This window comes from Paramicrobacterium chengjingii (assembly GCF_011751765.2).
Classification (GTDB): Bacteria; Actinomycetota; Actinomycetes; order Actinomycetales; family Microbacteriaceae; genus Paramicrobacterium; species Paramicrobacterium chengjingii.
This window is the reverse complement of the sequence record NZ_CP061169.1, coordinates 1,184,893-1,200,294: the sequence shown is the minus strand read 5'-3', so window position 1 is coordinate 1,200,294 and position 15,402 is coordinate 1,184,893. Positions and strand designations below refer to the sequence as shown.

Genomic DNA, 15,402 nt, shown 5'->3' with positions numbered 1-15,402 from the left:
TGCATAGTCTGATTCCACGTTCTCTCTCCCGTCGAGATCATGGAGGTAAACATGACCAACGCAATACGACTTGCTGCCGTTCAAGCTGAGCCGGTCTGGCTCGACATCGACGGCACCGTTTCGAAGACGATCGGTCTGATCGAGTCCGCAGCCACCCAGGACGTCGATCTGATTGCGTTCCCCGAGACGTGGATCCCCGGGTACCCGGTGTTTCTCTGGAGCCTGCCCGCACCAGAGCAGATGCCCTTCGTCGGCCGCTATCACGCGAACTCGATGACAGTCGGTGGGCCCCACATGAAAGCGATCCGCGAAGCTGCCCGTGACAACAGCATTATGATCGCGATCGGGTTCAGTGAAAAGGCGCATGGCTCGCTCTACATGTCCCAGACCGTGATCGGAGCGCAGGGGCAGATTCTGATCCATCGCCGAAAGCTCAAGCCAACCCACGTTGAGCGCACCCTCTTCGGTGAAGGCGACGGCTCGGATCTTCAGGTCGTGGACACAGCACTTGGTCTCGTCGGAGCGCTCAACTGCTGGGAGCACCTGCAGCCTCTGACCAAATACGCGATGTACGCACAGAACGAGCAGATCCACGTCGCGGGGTGGCCATGCTTCGGCATCCTCGACGCCGTCCCGGCGTTGTCTCACGAGGCCAACATCGGAGCATCGAAGACATACGCTCTCGAAGGGAGCTGCTTTGTGCTCGCCAGCACCCAGATCATGAGCGACGAAGGCATTAAGACGTTCGTGTGCGCAGATGGATCGATACCGACGATCTACAACGGGGGCGGCGGATTCGCCACGATTTTCGGCCCCGACTCATCACAGCTCTCGGAAAATCTCGACCCTCATGACGAAGGGTTCGTCGTGGCGGACGTGAACGTCGAATCCATCAGCTATGCCAAGAATGCTGCCGACCCTGCCGGACATTACAGCCGCCCCGATGTGACGCAGCTCCTCTTCAACAACGCGCCCCAGCGAGCGGTTATCGGAGAGGGACTCTTCGGCACAGAGGTGGTCTTCCCCGAGCTCGAACCGGCAGAAGAGGGCTGACATCTGCGTCGACTCGCAGAGAAATGTCGTGAACTCGCTGCGACGACACGGCTATTCTCTGCAATTCACTTTGCCACACGACGAGGAAGGCGCCGGACACGGAAGGGTCAGCGAGCGTCAACCGCTCATTCCATTGACGTACTGCATAAATGCGGGGTCGTTCACCATCGCGACAGTCAAGAGAATGATGTAGACGAGGTTCGCAACAACGCCGATGACAAACGGAACCCACCAGGTTCTCTTTCGCGCGGCCAGGCGACGCAGCGAAAGCACGAGTGCGGCGATCCAGAGGCCCGCGTAGATGACGAGGATGACCCACCCGATCGTGGTGCCGAGCGACGTGTTCGTGTACTCCCCCATGCCGAACTGCGAGTACGCCTCCGTGAGCATCCGCGGCAACTGGAGCAGTGACGGTGCCGTCGAGAGCACACTGAACAGGCCGACTCCGAGCAGCAGAAATGTGGAGAAGCGGTCAGTGCGCCGACGGGCTTCGGCGACCGGGTCATCGTCTGCCATCGTTGACTTTGCCTGAGGATGCCGGTTCGCCGGCATATGCGGATGAAGACGGTCAGCGTGTTCGGGTGTCTTCTTCTCGTCTCCGTGGCTCTCGATCGGAACCGACTCGTTGTCTTCGGTGGCCGGCACTCGAATGGCCGCACGCTGCTCTTCCGGTGACGCGTACTCACCGAACTGCGGTCGTGCCGGCTTCTCGTTCGAATACTCACCAAACCGCGGCCGCTCGGGCCGGTCGGGATCGGACGGTTCGTTGTCGCTCATTGTGATCGTGTCCCCTTGAGGTCGGTGCGCAGCTCTTTCGGCAGCGAGAAGATGAGGCCTTCCTCAGCCGTGGTGATCTGCTCGACGTCGGCATACCCTGCCTCCGCAAGCGCCTCAAGAACCTCCTGCACGAGCACCTCAGGAACGGATGCTCCGCTGGTCACCCCGACCGTGCGCACGCCGTCGAACCACTCCTGCTTGAGCTCATACGCGTAGTCGATGCGGTGTGCTGCCGTCGCCCCGTTTTCGAGGGCGACTTCGACCAAACGCACCGAGTTGGAGGAGTTCGCCGATCCGACGACGATCACCAGCTCAGCATCCGACGCCACCTTCTTGATGGCCACCTGCCGGTTTTGTGTGGCATAACAGATGTCGTCGCTCGGAGGATCTTCCAGGTTCGGAAAACGCGCGCGCAGCCTGTTGACAGTCTGCATCGTCTCGTCGACAGACAACGTCGTCTGCGACAGCCACACCACCTTATCTGGGTCTCGAACCTCGACGGTGTCGGCTTCGTCTGGGCTGCCAACGAGCGTGACGTGCTCGGGAGCCTCGCCGGCCGTTCCCTCAACTTCCTCATGCCCGTCGTGGCCGATCAGCAGAATCTCGTAGTCGTTGCGCGCGAAACGCACAGCTTCTTTGTGCACTTTGGTCACAAGCGGACACGTCGCGTCAATGGCTTGCAAGCCGCGATCGGATGCCGCGTTCACGACGGCAGGCGACACTCCGTGCGCGCTGAAGACGATGTGCGCGCCCTGGGGCACGTCGTCCACTTCGTCGACGAAAATGGCGCCCTTCGCCTCGAGCTCAGTCACCACGTGAATATTGTGCACAATCTGCTTGCGCACGTAGACGGGCGAGCCATACTTCACCAGCGCCTTCTCGACGGCGATCACGGCGCGGTCCACCCCGGCGCAGTAACCTCTCGGTGCGGCGAGGAGCACCCGCTTGCTACCGCCTACCGGGATATCCTTGAGCTTCGACGAAGCACCGGGAACTCTCGGCATCGGTAGGTTGATAGTCACGTCGCTCACGGTTCCGATTCTAGGTGCGACCGACTGAGGAAGGCCCCAGAACATGGCAAACGCCCCCGCGACGATGGAGAACCCGTGGCCCGTCGCTCAGCTGGGACACAAGCTTCACGAGTACATCGAGCGACTCGGCACCGTGTGGATCGAAGGCGAGATCACCCAGTGGGGCGTGTCTGGCCGCAATGTGTACGGCAAGCTCAAGGACGTCACCGCAGACGCCACGGTGAGCTTCACGATCTGGCAATCGGTTCGTCAGAAGATTCCGGCAGATCTCAAGCAGGGCGACCGCGTTGTCGCTCTCGTCAAAGTGAATTACTGGGTCAAGGGCGGCAGCCTGACCGTGCAGATTCTGCAGATGAAGCATGTCGGACTCGGCGACCTGCTCGAACGTCTCGAACGACTTCGCGCGCAGCTCGCCTCCGAGGGGCTCTTCGACGCGGGGCGCAAGAAGAAGCTGCCGTTCCTGCCCGACTGCGTCGGCCTGATCACGGGTAAGGACTCGGATGCTGAGAAAGACGTGCTGCGCAATGCCCAGCTGCGCTGGCCTGCGGTCGAATTCCGTGTACGGCACGCAGCAGTTCAAGGCGAGCGCACCGTCGCTGACGTCGTTGCGGCGATCTCCGAGCTCGACGCCGATCCGGGTGTCGACGTCATCATCGTGGCGCGAGGGGGTGGAGATTTTCAAAATCTCCTCGGATTCTCCGACGAGGCAGTCGTGCGTGCCGCCGCCGCGTGCACCACTCCTCTGGTCAGCGCCATCGGGCACGAAGCCGACCGGCCACTGCTCGACGAGGTCGCCGACCTCAGAGCATCGACTCCGACGGATGCCGCTAAGCGCGTCGTTCCCGATGTCGCCGAGCAGCAGCTCATCGTTCAGCAGGCACGAGCTCGCATTGCCGGGCGCTTGACCACGCTGATCACTCACGAGATCGGTCGCCTCGAGCAGCTTCGCTCGCGCCCGGCTTTCGCCACCCACACGTGGATCGTCGATCAGCGCGCCGAAGAACTCACACGGTACGTCGCGCGCGGCGCCGAGCTCATCGACCGCCGTCTCGAGCGCGAGCAGAACCGCACGAGTGAGCTCGCCGCCTCGGTGCGTGCGCTGTCGCCGCAGCGCACACTCGATCGCGGGTACGCGATCGCGCAGACAGACGACGGGCAGGTTGTGCGCTCAACACAGGATGCCCCCGAAGGCGCGGAGTTCTCCGTCACGCTCGCTGACGGCGCGATTGGCGCTGTCTCGCGTGGTACGACCGAGCGATGAGCACCGTGCCAACCGCCGTTAGGATAGAAGCATGCCTTCTTCCCCCGACGTGTCAGCCCTGAGCTACGAGGAAGCCCGCGACGAACTGGTTCGCGTCGTCACCGAGCTTGAACAGGGGGCGTCGACACTCGAGCAGTCGCTCGCGCTCTGGGAGCGCGGCGAGGCCCTTGCCGCGCGGTGCGAGGAGTGGCTGCTCGGAGCAAAGAAGCGCCTCGAAGCCGCGCGGGTGGCCCAGAGTGAGGTCGCAGACGACGAATGACACGTCAGCAGAAGCCGCCGCGCGTCGTCGCGGAGCTGGGTCGGCCTGAGACGCCGGAGGAAACTGCGGCCCGCAAAGCCGAAGATTCGCGCAACTATCGCATGCGCAAGACCGTCAGCAATCTCGTGTATGCGCTGCTCGCGACCCTCGCCATCGTGCTCATCATCGTGCTGATCGTGCCACGCTCAAATACGTCGCTGTTGAAGAACGTCGATTTTCATTCGGCGGCGGAAGACGCGCAGGCCTCGCGCGATGAAGTGATCATCGATCCGCAGCTCCCCGATGGCTGGACGAGCAACAAGGCGAAGCTGAGTTCCGTGCGAACCCCGCAGATCTCCTTGTGGTACATCGGCCTGCTCACTCCAGACGAGCAGTTCATCGGCATCAAGCAGGGGTTCGACGCCAACGCCACCTGGCAATCGCAGCAGCTTGAGGGAGCACTCGCCGACACCACGGTGACGATCGAGGGCATCACCTGGACGGTGTACGACAACCGTGACGGCTCTGGACCGAGCGATCCAGGCAATATCGAATACGCCCTCGCCACCGAGTCGGGCTCCAGCACGATTCTCATCTACGGAACGGCAAAGACCGACGATATCCGCACTGTTGCGGAGGCCATTGCCGAGCAGGTCAAGGCCAACGCACTCAAGTGAGAGGAATCAGCTGATGCCACAGAAGCGTCCGGGTAAAGCATGGGCAGAGATGATGCGCGGCAACGCGCGATTTGTGGCGGGTGAGCCGAATCATCCGCGTCAAGACATCGGTCGCAGGGAGTCCCTCGCTCACGTGCAGCATCCTGACGTCGTTCTGTTCGGCTGCTCCGACTCGCGGCTTGCCGCCGAGATCATCTTCGACAAAGGCCTCGGAGACCTGTTTGTCGTCCGCAACGCGGGCCAGGTCGTCTCCGATTCAGCGATCGGCTCCCTCGAGTACGCCGTCGGAATCCTGAATGTACCGCTCGTCGTCGTACTCGGGCACGACGGCTGCGGCGCCGTCGCCGCCGCCATCGATTCTCAGAAACCGGATGCCGCTCCGCTGCCACCCGCAATCGACGGTCTTGTGCAGCAGATCGTTCCGTCCGTCAAGGAGGCTGCAGCGGCAGCATCCGTGAAGCCCGGCGAAGCCGACCCGTTCGAAGCGGGACGCCTGCACATTCGCCGCACCATCACCGAGCTGCTTGAACGCTCAGAGATGATCAGCGACGCTGTCGCAAACAACACGCTCGGCATCGTCGGCGCCAATTACAAACTCGCGGAGGGTCGCGTCGTCGCGGATGCGATGGTGGGAATCTCCGAACTGCCCGAGGGCTGACTCAGTACGACGGCAAAGAACAACGCCCCACAACATCAATCGCGCGAGCATCGCGCAGACCACAAGAGGAGGAACCCGTGCCCGACACCGAGTACCGCATCGAACACGACACAATGGGCGAGGTGCGCGTGCCCATCAATGCGCTCTATGGCGCACAGACTCAGCGCGCCGTGCAGAACTTCCCGATCTCAGGCTCTGGGCTTGAGCCCGCGCAGATCTCGGCGCTCGCGCGCATCAAGAAATCAGCCGCACTGGCCAACAAGCAGCTGGGTGTGCTCGACGGTGACATTGCCGATGCCATCGCGTCGGCCGCAGACGAGGTCATCTCGGGAACGCATAACGCCCAATTCCCCGTCGACACCTACCAGACCGGGTCGGGCACATCTTCGAACATGAACATGAACGAGGTGCTCGCGACACTTGCTACGCAGAGGCACGGCAGCACCGTCCACCCGAACGACCACGTGAACTGCTCGCAGTCATCGAACGACGTCTTTCCGACCTCGGTGCACATCGCCGTGACGGGAGCGCTCATCGATGAGCTCGTTCCCGCCCTTGATCACCTCGCCGTTGCCCTCGAAGCAAAGGCCGAGCTGTGGAAAGATGCGGTGAAGTCGGGCCGGACCCACCTTATGGATGCGACCCCCGTGACGCTCGGGCAGGAGTTCGGCGGCTACGCACGCCAGGTGCGACTGGGAATCGAGCGTGTTCGCGCTTCTCTGACGCGCGTTGCCGAGGTGCCGCTCGGCGGCACGGCAACCGGCACGGGGATCAACACGCCAAAGGGCTTTCCCCAGCTGGTCATCTCGCTGCTGCAAGACGAGACGGAGCTGCCCATCACCGAGGCGGAAGACCACTTCGAGGCGCAGGCGAACCGCGACGGGCTCGTCGAGACTTCTGGGGCGCTTCGCTCGATTGCTGTGAGCCTGACAAAGATCTGCAACGACCTGCGGTGGATGGGCTCTGGCCCCAACACGGGCCTCGGCGAACTTCATATTCCTGACCTTCAGCCGGGATCGTCGATCATGCCGGGCAAGGTAAATCCGGTCATTCCCGAGGCCGTGCTCATGGTTGCAGCGCGAGTGATCGGGAACGACGCGACAATCGCCTGGGGCGGCGCTTCAGGATCCTTCGAACTCAACGTTCAGATCCCTGTCATGGGAACAGCGCTTCTCGAGTCGATCCGCCTGCTGTCCAACGCATCTCGTGTTCTCGCAGACAAGACCGTCGATGGGCTTGAAGCTAACATCGAGCGAGCTGCGGAGCTTGCGGGAATGTCGCCATCGACGGTGACGCCGCTTAACAAGATCATTGGCTACGAGGCCGGTTCGAAGATCGCCAAGCACTCGGTGGCGGGGAGCATCACGGTTCGTGAAGCCGTCGTCGAACTGGGTTACGTCGAGCGTGGCGAGATTACCGAGGAACAGCTTGACGCCGCTCTCGATCTTCTGTCAATGACACACCCGAACTGATCGTTCAGCGTTCTTGAGGGGGCGGAGGAGCCGAAGCTCTTCCGCCCCCGTTCTTGTGTATAAACCCGCCTCACCAGCGGTTGTGCACGGTTGCCCGGAAGTTCGTGTCGTAGAGCTCGATCACGCGCCGCAGATATGCCGCGGGCAGCGGGTCGAGACCTCCGGCCTCCGCGTTCGCACGCGCTTGGCGCACAGAGCGCGCTCCGGGAATCACAGAGCTGACCCCTGACTGCTGCGCCACCCACGCGATTGCCGCTTGTGCAGGCGTGGCGCCGTCCGGCGCCAACTCTGCGAGTTCTCGTGCCGCACGCACGCCCGACGTGTAGTCGACACCCGAGAATGTCTCGCCGACGTCGAAGGCCTCACCGTGACGGTTGAATGAGCGGTGGTCATTTGCCGCGAACGCGGTGTCGTCGCTGTAGCGCGCCGTGAGCAGCCCCGAGGCCAAGGGGACGCGAGCGATGACCCCCACTCCCGCCTCGATTGCTGCCGGAAGCACCGCGTCGAGCGGCTTCAGCCTGAACGCGTTGAGGATGATTTGAACTGTCGCCGTTCCGGAACGCGCGATCGCGGCGAGCGCTTGATCGCATTCCTCGACGCTAACCCCGTAGTTCGCGATGGCCCCGTCGTCGACGAGGGTGTCGAGCGCATCAAAGACTTCGTCACTGTGAAACACACTGGTCGGTGGGCAGTGCAGCTGCACGAGGTCGAGCCGGTCCACGCCAAGGTTGCGCCGAGATCTGTCCGTCCATGCACGAAAATTCTCGAGCACGTAGTTCTCAGGAACCTGCTCCACCCGTCGCCCCATCTTCGTGGCGACGGTCAGAGGCAGATCGGGGTTCGCCGCGCGGAAGCGTCCGATGACTGATTCGCTGCGCCCATCGCCGTAGACATCGGCCGTGTCAAAGAACGTCACCCCGGCTTCGGCCGATGCATCGAGCACCGCCAGAGCGTCGTCTTCGGATACGTCGCCCCAGTCAGCGCCCAACTGCCATGTGCCGAGACCGACGGCCGATACTGCGCGTCCGGTGCGCCCCAAGATTCGTTGTTCCATGCAACGATCTTATGGGTTCACCCCTGTCGCAGGGCAGGTGCGAGCACTCCGAGCCAGAAGCCGACGAGCAGAAAAGGCCCGAACGGGATGCGGTGAGTCGCCGCCCTGTGCTGCGTCGCCATCGCCCACCCACCGGCGACGGCTCCGAACAGAAACGCGGAAGTAAAGCCGACCAGGAGCGCCGTCACACCGAGTGAGCCCAGAAGAAGTGCCAGCACGCCGACGAGTTTGACGTCGCCCATTCCCATTCCTCCCAAAAAGTGCGTGAGAGCAAACACCGTGACGCACCCCAGACTCGCGATGACCGCGAGCGCCGGAGAGTCGCCCGTCACGATGCTGTGAACCGCAAGGCCGACAACGGCAATCGGGTAACACGGCAGCACAATTTTGTTCGGCAATCGGTGCTCCGAGACATCGGCGTCGATAAGTGGCCAGGTTGCAACGGCGACCGCGACAAAACCGAGAAGCAGCCAGCTCCAGCCGACTGACACAGCAAGCACGATCGCCGTGACAAGAAAAGTGGACGCCAGCGGCACCCATCGCGCGCGCGAACGTGAAACCTCCGCTGCGCGAACCTCGACCATGAAGAGGACTCTAACTCTCCGCCGACATCCACGAGCGAGTTATCCACAGGCGGGGGCGTCACGCCGACGCCCCAGCTCATGGAGGTCAGGCGACGTCGGTACCCTCGAGCAGCTCTGTGACGAGTGCGGCAATCGCGCTGCGTTCCGATCGAGTGAGCGTGACATGGCCGAAGAGCGCCTGGCCCTTGAGCGTCTCGATCACGGAGGCGACTCCGTCATGGCGTCCGACGCGCAAGTTGTCGCGCTGAGCGACGTCGTGTGTCAGCACCACTCGTGAGTTTTGCCCGATGCGTGAGAGCACGGTGAGCAGCACATTGCGTTCAAGCGATTGCGCCTCATCGACGATGACAAACGCGTCGTGGAGCGAGCGGCCACGAATATGCGTGAGAGGAAGCACCTCGATGAGCCCCCGTTCGAGCACTTCGTCGACGACGTTTTGCGAGACAACGGAGCCGAGCGTGTCGTAGACCGCCTGTCCCCACGGGTTCATCTTGTCGCCTTGGTCGCCGGGCAGATAGCCGAGCTCCTGGCCCCCAACCGCGTAGAGCGGACGGAAGACCATGATCTTGCGGTGCATCTGGCGTTCGAGCACCGCCTCGAGCCCTGCGCAGAGTGCGAGTGCGGACTTCCCCGTTCCGGCTCGCCCTCCCAGCGACACGATGCCGACGTTGGAATCGAGGAGCAGATCGATCGCAATACGCTGCTCCGCCGAACGTCCGCGGAGACCGAAAACCTCGCGGTCCCCATTGATCAACCGCGCTGTGCCGTCTGTGGAAATGCGACCCAGTGCTGACCCGCGCTCGGAGTGGATGACGAGTCCGGTGTTCACTGGCAGGTCGTCTGTGTGTCTCCCCGGCAGCACCTCTGAGTCGTACAGGGTAGCCATGTCATCGGCACCGACGTGCACTTGCGCAAGCCCCGTCCAGCTTTCATCGATTGCGAGCTCGGCCCGGTACTCTTCAGCCGCGAGTCCGATCGATGACGCCTTCACTCGCATCGGGAGGTCTTTCGATACGACAGTGACATCGAGGCCGTCGTTCGCGAGGTTCTGAGCGACAGCGAGAATTCTCGAGTCGTTGTCTCCCAGCTGCAATCCGCTGGGCAGAACTGTCATGTTGCTGTGATTGAGCTCTACCCGGAGGCTTCCCCCGTCGCCGACAGGCACCGCGAAATCGAGGCGACCGTTCTTCACCCGAAGATCGTCGAGAAGTCGCAGCGCTTGTCGAGCGAAATAGCCGATCTCGGGATCGTGCCGCTTCTTCTCAAGTTCGCCGACAACGACAACGGGGATCACGACTGAATGCTCCGCGAAGCGAAACATCGCCCGCGGATCAGACAGCAGAACGCTGGTGTCGAGAACGTAGGTACGCAACGCTTGAATCGAGGGCGATTCTTCAGCTGTGCGGGTGTCTGATTGCCTTTCTGTCGACGGTGTCATCTGCGTGGTATCGCTGGCAGTCACGTCAGGCTCCAACCCCGAGCGAACTCGCTCGGCTCTCTTGGCGAGTCGTCCGGGTTGGTGGTTCGAGTCGATCTCCCGGCCGGCCCGATCAGGCAATTCACCTGATATGCCTGACGCTACGACTCGCCGCAGCCGATCTGCTCACGCCACGCCGAACCGAAGATGGTCGGCGTGGTGAATATCAGGTATCGGCAGATGACCGGTAAACGAGCAGTGCCTGCTTCAGCATCCGAAGAGTTGAGTCGATGGTTCCCGCATGGATGCTGAAGCGAACAGTCCCTTGTCGTGACGTCGTTGTCAGACCGGTGTTGTGCAGGGCAGCACCAAGCGATCCGAGCTTTCCCTCAACTGGTCGCACGACGACAATCCCTGACTGCTCGTCTCGTTCTCGCGACGAGATGATCGGAAGTTCAACAGCGTCGAGCATCTCGATGACTTCGTCTGCCCGAGCAAGAACGGCGGCCTCGATTCGACCGATGCCCACCGAGGTCACCTCTTCGATCGCGGCGGCGAGCGCCGCCTCGGCGATGTAGTCCGGGCCCGCAACAGTGAACGCCGCCGCGCTTCCGCGTGCCGCGTCGGGAACGGTGCCCCATGGCTCGTATTCTGCGGTGCCTGTATAGCCGGAGATCACGGGGTCAAGACGCTCGAGTGCCCGGTCGCTGAACGAGAGATACCCGGTTCCCCATCCGGCTCGCAGCCACTTTTGGCCGCCCGTGACGACAACGTCGGCTGCGGAGTAGTCGGCGTCGATCACGCCCGCCCCCTGAATCGCATCGACGATCAGCAAACGGTCCCCGATCACGTCGCGGATCGCAGAGAGGTCTGCTCTGTAACCTGTGCGAGCGTCGACAAGTGTGACGGCGACCGCCGTGATGTCGGCGTTCAGCGCCTGAATAAGCACGTCGGGACTCACGCGCCCATCGGCACCGTCGATCCATGTGATCGAGAGCCGGTCGAGTGCGCTCTGAGCACGGACGGCCGCCACGGGAAGACTCGGGAACTCATCGCGTGACATCAGAATGTGTCCCGTCAGCCCAAACAGCACACGCAGCAGACCGGTGCTTGTATTGGGCTGAGCAATGATGTTGGCGCGGCTATGGCCGGTCATCACGCTGACCGCATCCGCCAACCGGTCGTCGTGCGCTCGCGTGCGCTCCCCCGCACCAAACCGCATGCGGGTCAGGGCGTCGTACTCGGCTCGGAGCTCGTCGCGAACGGTTGCCGACACCGGTCCGATGGAGGCGTAGTTGAGATACCCGGGCTCTTCAAGGAAGGTGTCGCGAAACTGGTCGATGGTTGTCATCTCAGCCTCCGAATCGTCGCGTTCTGCCGACGTAATCGCGCAGTGCGCGCAGAAAGTCCACCTCGCGCAGATCGGGTCCGAGCGCCTCGACGAAGTAGAACTCACTGTGAGCGCTCTGCCAGAGCATGAAATCCGAGAGCCGCTGCTCACCGGACGTGCGGATGACGAGGTCGGGGTCGGGCTGGCCCCCGGTGTACAGATGCTCGCCGATCATGTCGGGCGTGAGCATGTCGGCAAGCTCCTCGAGACTGCGACCCTCGAGTTCGTGCTCGCGAACGATCTGACGCATGGCGTCAACGATCTCTGTGCGGCCGCCGTAGCCGACGGCAAGGTTGATGTGCAGGCCCTTCTTGCCTTGTGTGCGATGCTCGGCCGCCTCGAGCGACCGAATGAGCTGTTCGGGGAGGCAACTGGAATTCCCCACGTGCTTGATACGCCAATCACGAAATCGCGACACGTCGTCTGCGAGGTCGGCGATGATCTCGAGCAGATCATCGATCTCTTCACTCGCACGATGCACGAGGTTGTCGCTCGACAGAAGGTACAGTGTCACGACTTCAATGCCCAGATCATCACACCAGGTGAGAAATTCCCGCATCTTCGCGGCTCCCGCACGGTGCCCGTGAGCCGCAGTCTGGTAACCCAGCTGCTTTGCCCAGCGCCTGTTTCCATCGATGATCATGCCCACGTGGTGAGGCATCATTTGTGGTGTCAGGGCTCGACGGAGGCGCTTCTGGTACAGGTTGTACAGCAGCCCGCGCCCGATCGGTTCCGTTCTGGTGTTCACACAATTACGTTAGTGCACGCATGCCTCTGGCTTCACAGCCACCTGCCGTACTCTTGCTTCATGACGCCGCGTGATCACTCACAGTCACTCGAGACGAGTGCGCACGACCTGCCGAACGTTCCACTCGTCGAGGATGCCGCAGAGCACCCGGTCGAAGCGAAACCGCGCTGGCGAGGTTGGATTCATGCGGGCACGTTCCCTGTCGCGCTGGTAGCGGGGATCGTGCTCATCGTTCTCGCAGACGGAGCGCCGGCAAAATGGTCGTGCGCCGTCTTCATGGCGACGTCGCTGCTGCTCTTTGGAATCTCGGCTCTGTACCATCGCATCCCATGGAAACCGAAGACACGCCTCATCTTCCGTCGCCTTGACCATGCGAACATCTTTCTGCTGATCGCCGGAACATACACGCCGATAGCGGCACTCGCGCTCCCGCCTTCGAAGGGCATGCTTCTTCTGGCGATCGTCTGGGCCGGCGCCCTGCTCGGCATCGGGTTCCGTGTGTTCTGGACCAACGCACCGCGCTGGCTGTACGTGCCGCTATACCTCGCGCTGGGCTGGGCTGCCGTTGCGTACATGGTAGATATCGCTCACGCGAACGTCGCCACTATGGTGCTCGTGATCAGCGGAGGACTTCTCTACACAGCGGGCGCCATTATGTACGGCCTCAAGCGGCCCAACCCATGGCCGGGAATTTTCGGATTCCACGAGATTTTCCATACCTGCGTGACTCTGGCCTTTCTGTGCCATTGGACCGGGATCCTGCTGATCGCCCTCGACCCGCTCTACGTCTGAGAGCCGCCTGGCCGCTCTGTGTCGTCGTCTCCGTTGCCACGCTCACGCTCCTCGGCATCGAGCTGCTCGTTCACCTGCGCACGATAATTCACACGTCTCACACGACGAACCATGTCGAGAATCAGCAGCACGACGAGCAGGGCGACGATGAAAATGGCGATGAAGCCGATCACCCCAGGGGTCACGGCATTCGGGTCAAACCCGGGCGTCGGAGTCGGCGACGGTGTCGACGACTCCGCTCTCAGCAGAAGCTCCGTGATCACCGGTCGTCCTCAATTCCCGCGAAGAAATCGTGTTCGTCTTCGGGAGTGCTCAGTCGCGTCTGCGCAAGCTCGAAGTCTTCGTAGGGCCAGGCTCTGCGCTGCAGATCGTTCGACCAGAAGAAGAACGGACTGTCGGAGGGAACCTGTGAGGCGTGCGCCTTCAACGCAGCATCCCGCTTTTCAAAGAAGTCACCGCATGGGATGTGCGTTGTCGTGCGATCGTCTGTGCCGTTGCGCTCCTCACGCCAGCTCAGCATCTCGCCGAGCCGCTCCGCGAGCGGATCGTCCGGAGCTGTTCTCATGAGCAGGTCGTAGTTCGCCTTGACACGTGCGAAGTTGAAGATGTGGTCGTAATACAGCTTCGACACCGACCAGGGCTCGCCGGCATCCGGGTAACGGGCGGGGTCTGCCGCGGCATCGAACGCCTCAACCGACACCTGGTGGCAGCGAATGTGGTCAGGATGCGGGTAGCCGCCGTTTTCGTCATAGGTGATCATCACGTGTGGGCGAAACTCCCGAATTACACGCACGAGAACGCCAGCAGAGATCTGCAGCGGTATCGACGCGAACGAGCGTGCGGGATGCGTTCCGTCGTCGTTCGCCATTCCCGAGTCGTGGTACCCGAGCCATCGGTGCTTCGTGTCGAGCACGTCGCGCGCCGCCGCCATCTCGCGGCGCCGGTACCCGGCCATGTCACGCTCGATCATCGCGACGTCGGCAAGTGCCGGGTTGAGAAGGTCACCGCCTTCTCCCCCGGTGCAGCTGACAACCATCGTCTCGGCGCCCTGTGCCCGATAATAGGCAAGGGTGGCCGATCCTTTCGACGATTCGTCATCCGGGTGCGCGTGAACGGTGAGGAGACGATGGGTCACGTGGCCTGCTTTCAGGTGGGAGCGAATAACCTAGTACAAGAATAATCATTGAGACGTGTGGGTGGGCTGGATGACTGATCGGCAGGGTTCACCGGATGCTGTCGCCAACACGCGAGCAGATGCCGCGTCTGCTCCCTCGCAGCGGCTCGATGCGCGTTATGGCAACAGCCGCGCTTCGCGCATTCGACTGCGGGTGCTGCTGTGGTCGCTCGGAGCATTCATCGTCGTGGTCTTCGGCGCCTGGGTGCTGTGGGCGGGACTACTCGCACCGGCGGCCAACGTGAATGCCGTCGACGTCGCACACACTGTCGTCGACGAGCACACGGTCGATGTGACGTACCAGCTCACTGTTGCCCCGGGAACAGCGGCGATGTGCGCGATTCAAGCGCAGGACAATCAGCATTCGATCGTCGGATGGAAGATCGTTGAGCTCCCGGCATCCGATACGCGAACGCGCGAGCTCACCGAGAGCGTCAGGACGGTCGACACGGCCGTAACCGGTTTGATTTACCGCTGCTGGCTGCCTTAAGATCTTCTGATACCCACGAGGTGGGTTGGATCATCGCGCCCTGACGGACGTCAGGGCGTCTGTTCATGTTAGGGAGTTCTCAATGACTGACGCTTCGCAGGTCACTTTCCTCACTCAGGAGGCGTACGACCGTCTTCAGGCAGAGCTTGAGCACTTGTCAACGGTCGGGCGAGATGAGATCGCCAAACGCATCGAGGCGGCACGCGAAGAGGGTGACCTCAAAGAGAACGGCGGCTATCACGCTGCGAAAGATGAGCAGGGCAAGCAGGAGGCACGCATCCGCACACTGACCGAGCTGCTGCGCACTGCCACGGTGAGCGCGGCTCCCGAGGTCGATGGCACTGTGCAGTCCGGCACAGTGGTCAGCGCCGTCGTCGCCGGTGGCGACGAGAAGTTTCTCCTTGGCAGCCGCGAGATCGCCGGCGACTCCGACCTCGACGTCTACAGCGAGCAGAGCCCACTCGGCGAGTCCATCATCGGCCTGAAGGTCGGCGACACGACAAGCTACGAGGCGCCGAACGGCAAGTCAATCACCGTGAAGATCACGGGCGTCGAGGCCTACACCGGCTGAGGTTCGGCACCCGCT

At 62.3% G+C, this 15,402-nt stretch carries 18 protein-coding genes; 9 read left to right on the top strand and 9 right to left on the bottom strand.

Annotation, left to right across the window (positions count from 1 at the left end; genetic code table 11):
- Positions 1–51: 51 nt before the first annotated feature.
- The gene (locus HCR76_RS05765; RefSeq protein WP_198248151.1) at positions 52–1,053 is read left to right on the top strand and encodes a carbon-nitrogen hydrolase family protein; all 1,002 of its coding nucleotides are present in this window, start codon (positions 52–54) and stop codon (positions 1,051–1,053) included.
- Positions 1,054–1,170: 117 nt separating this feature from the next.
- Here HCR76_RS05765 and HCR76_RS05760 read toward each other — a convergent pair whose 3' ends face one another.
- Together HCR76_RS05760 and HCR76_RS05755 are read right to left on the bottom strand one after the other, a co-directional pair.
- Positions 1,171–1,830 (bottom strand): DUF6264 family protein, encoded by a 660-nt coding sequence (locus tag HCR76_RS05760; RefSeq protein ID WP_166989057.1) that lies wholly within the window; start codon positions 1,828–1,830, stop codon positions 1,171–1,173.
- Positions 1,827–2,834 (bottom strand): 4-hydroxy-3-methylbut-2-enyl diphosphate reductase, encoded by a 1,008-nt coding sequence (locus tag HCR76_RS05755; RefSeq protein WP_166990283.1) that lies wholly within the window; start codon positions 2,832–2,834, stop codon positions 1,827–1,829. Before HCR76_RS05755 ends, HCR76_RS05760 begins: the two co-directional genes overlap by 4 nt.
- Positions 2,835–2,904: 70 nt before the next feature.
- Between HCR76_RS05755 and xseA the strand changes: the two genes are divergently transcribed.
- The 5 genes from xseA to HCR76_RS05730 all read left to right on the top strand — a co-directional run bounded on the left by xseA (position 2,905) and on the right by HCR76_RS05730 (position 7,167).
- The gene (xseA, locus tag HCR76_RS05750; protein ID WP_166989055.1) at positions 2,905–4,122 is read left to right on the top strand and encodes an exodeoxyribonuclease VII large subunit; all 1,218 of its coding nucleotides are present in this window, start codon (positions 2,905–2,907) and stop codon (positions 4,120–4,122) included.
- 31 nt (positions 4,123–4,153) lie between these two features.
- The gene (locus tag HCR76_RS05745; protein WP_166989053.1) at positions 4,154–4,381 is read left to right on the top strand and encodes an exodeoxyribonuclease VII small subunit; all 228 of its coding nucleotides are present in this window, start codon (positions 4,154–4,156) and stop codon (positions 4,379–4,381) included.
- Positions 4,378–5,037, top strand: a complete 660-nt coding sequence (locus HCR76_RS05740; RefSeq protein ID WP_166989051.1) for a DUF4245 domain-containing protein — start codon at positions 4,378–4,380, stop codon at positions 5,035–5,037. The genes HCR76_RS05745 and HCR76_RS05740 overlap by 4 nt, the downstream gene beginning before the upstream one ends.
- 13 nt (positions 5,038–5,050) lie before the next feature.
- The gene (locus HCR76_RS05735; protein WP_166989049.1) at positions 5,051–5,695 is read left to right on the top strand and encodes a carbonic anhydrase; all 645 of its coding nucleotides are present in this window, start codon (positions 5,051–5,053) and stop codon (positions 5,693–5,695) included.
- Between the two features lie 77 nt (positions 5,696–5,772).
- Positions 5,773–7,167 (top strand): class II fumarate hydratase, encoded by a 1,395-nt coding sequence (locus tag HCR76_RS05730; RefSeq protein ID WP_166989047.1) that lies wholly within the window; start codon positions 5,773–5,775, stop codon positions 7,165–7,167.
- 70 nt (positions 7,168–7,237) lie between these two features.
- On the opposite strand, the gene HCR76_RS05725 is transcribed toward HCR76_RS05730, so the two are convergent.
- The 5 genes from HCR76_RS05725 to HCR76_RS05705 form a co-directional block, all read right to left on the bottom strand.
- Positions 7,238–8,221 (bottom strand): aldo/keto reductase, encoded by a 984-nt coding sequence (locus HCR76_RS05725; RefSeq protein ID WP_166989045.1) that lies wholly within the window; start codon positions 8,219–8,221, stop codon positions 7,238–7,240.
- Between the two features lie 17 nt (positions 8,222–8,238).
- Positions 8,239–8,805 (bottom strand): prepilin peptidase, encoded by a 567-nt coding sequence (locus HCR76_RS05720; protein WP_166989043.1) that lies wholly within the window; start codon positions 8,803–8,805, stop codon positions 8,239–8,241.
- A gap of 85 nt (positions 8,806–8,890) precedes the next feature.
- Positions 8,891–10,243 (bottom strand): RNA 5'-3' helicase PhoH2, encoded by a 1,353-nt coding sequence (phoH2, locus tag HCR76_RS05715; RefSeq protein WP_166990282.1) that lies wholly within the window; start codon positions 10,241–10,243, stop codon positions 8,891–8,893.
- Positions 10,244–10,448: 205 nt separating this feature from the next.
- The gene (locus tag HCR76_RS05710; RefSeq protein WP_166989041.1) at positions 10,449–11,573 is read right to left on the bottom strand and encodes an aminotransferase class V-fold PLP-dependent enzyme; all 1,125 of its coding nucleotides are present in this window, start codon (positions 11,571–11,573) and stop codon (positions 10,449–10,451) included.
- 1 nt (position 11,574) lies between these two features.
- A complete protein-coding gene (locus tag HCR76_RS05705) occupies positions 11,575–12,360 on the bottom strand; it encodes an isoprenyl transferase (RefSeq protein WP_166989039.1) in 786 nt (261 codons plus the stop codon).
- A 60-nt stretch (positions 12,361–12,420) separates the two neighbouring features.
- On the opposite strand from HCR76_RS05705, the gene trhA reads away from it, so the two are divergent.
- Entirely contained in the window at positions 12,421–13,152 is a 732-nt protein-coding gene (gene trhA, locus HCR76_RS05700; protein ID WP_166989038.1) for a PAQR family membrane homeostasis protein TrhA, read from the top strand.
- On the opposite strand, the gene HCR76_RS05695 is transcribed toward trhA, so the two are convergent.
- Together HCR76_RS05695 and mca are read right to left on the bottom strand one after the other, a co-directional pair.
- Positions 13,143–13,415: a hypothetical protein gene (locus tag HCR76_RS05695; protein WP_166989036.1), complete on the bottom strand. Its 273-nt coding sequence runs from the start codon at positions 13,413–13,415 to the stop codon at positions 13,143–13,145. The two genes, trhA and HCR76_RS05695, sit on opposite strands and share 10 nt — an antisense overlap.
- Positions 13,412–14,287: a mycothiol conjugate amidase Mca gene (mca, locus tag HCR76_RS05690; protein ID WP_166989034.1), complete on the bottom strand. Its 876-nt coding sequence runs from the start codon at positions 14,285–14,287 to the stop codon at positions 13,412–13,414. The genes HCR76_RS05695 and mca overlap by 4 nt, the downstream gene beginning before the upstream one ends.
- Before the next feature lie 70 nt (positions 14,288–14,357).
- On the opposite strand from mca, the gene HCR76_RS05685 reads away from it, so the two are divergent.
- On the top strand, positions 14,358–14,816 hold the full coding sequence (locus tag HCR76_RS05685; protein ID WP_166989032.1) for a DUF4307 domain-containing protein: 459 nt from the start codon (positions 14,358–14,360) through the stop codon (positions 14,814–14,816).
- An 82-nt stretch (positions 14,817–14,898) separates the two neighbouring features.
- Positions 14,899–15,387: a transcription elongation factor GreA gene (greA, locus tag HCR76_RS05680; protein WP_166989030.1), complete on the top strand. Its 489-nt coding sequence runs from the start codon at positions 14,899–14,901 to the stop codon at positions 15,385–15,387.
- Positions 15,388–15,402 lie beyond the last annotated feature (15 nt).

Excerpts from the sequence above, each read along its gene's own strand:
- HCR76_RS05765 (WP_198248151.1), top strand. The coding sequence starts at position 52 with ATGACCAACGCAATACGACTTGCTGCCGTTCAAGCTGAGCCGGTCTGG.
- HCR76_RS05760 (WP_166989057.1), bottom strand. The coding sequence starts at position 1,830 with ATGAGCGACAACGAACCGTCCGATCCCGACCGGCCCGAGCGGCCGCGG.
- HCR76_RS05755 (WP_166990283.1), bottom strand. The coding sequence starts at position 2,834 with ATGCCGAGAGTTCCCGGTGCTTCGTCGAAGCTCAAGGATATCCCGGTA.
- xseA (WP_166989055.1), top strand. The coding sequence starts at position 2,905 with ATGGCAAACGCCCCCGCGACGATGGAGAACCCGTGGCCCGTCGCTCAG.
- HCR76_RS05745 (WP_166989053.1), top strand. The coding sequence starts at position 4,154 with ATGCCTTCTTCCCCCGACGTGTCAGCCCTGAGCTACGAGGAAGCCCGC.
- HCR76_RS05740 (WP_166989051.1), top strand. The coding sequence starts at position 4,378 with ATGACACGTCAGCAGAAGCCGCCGCGCGTCGTCGCGGAGCTGGGTCGG.
- HCR76_RS05735 (WP_166989049.1), top strand. The coding sequence starts at position 5,051 with ATGCCACAGAAGCGTCCGGGTAAAGCATGGGCAGAGATGATGCGCGGC.
- HCR76_RS05725 (WP_166989045.1), bottom strand. The coding sequence starts at position 8,221 with ATGGAACAACGAATCTTGGGGCGCACCGGACGCGCAGTATCGGCCGTC.
- HCR76_RS05720 (WP_166989043.1), bottom strand. The coding sequence starts at position 8,805 with ATGGTCGAGGTTCGCGCAGCGGAGGTTTCACGTTCGCGCGCGCGATGG.
- phoH2 (WP_166990282.1), bottom strand. The coding sequence starts at position 10,243 with ATGACACCGTCGACAGAAAGGCAATCAGACACCCGCACAGCTGAAGAA.
- HCR76_RS05710 (WP_166989041.1), bottom strand. The coding sequence starts at position 11,573 with ATGACAACCATCGACCAGTTTCGCGACACCTTCCTTGAAGAGCCCGGG.
- trhA (WP_166989038.1), top strand. The coding sequence starts at position 12,421 with ATGACGCCGCGTGATCACTCACAGTCACTCGAGACGAGTGCGCACGAC.
- HCR76_RS05685 (WP_166989032.1), top strand. The coding sequence starts at position 14,358 with ATGACTGATCGGCAGGGTTCACCGGATGCTGTCGCCAACACGCGAGCA.
- greA (WP_166989030.1), top strand. The coding sequence starts at position 14,899 with ATGACTGACGCTTCGCAGGTCACTTTCCTCACTCAGGAGGCGTACGAC.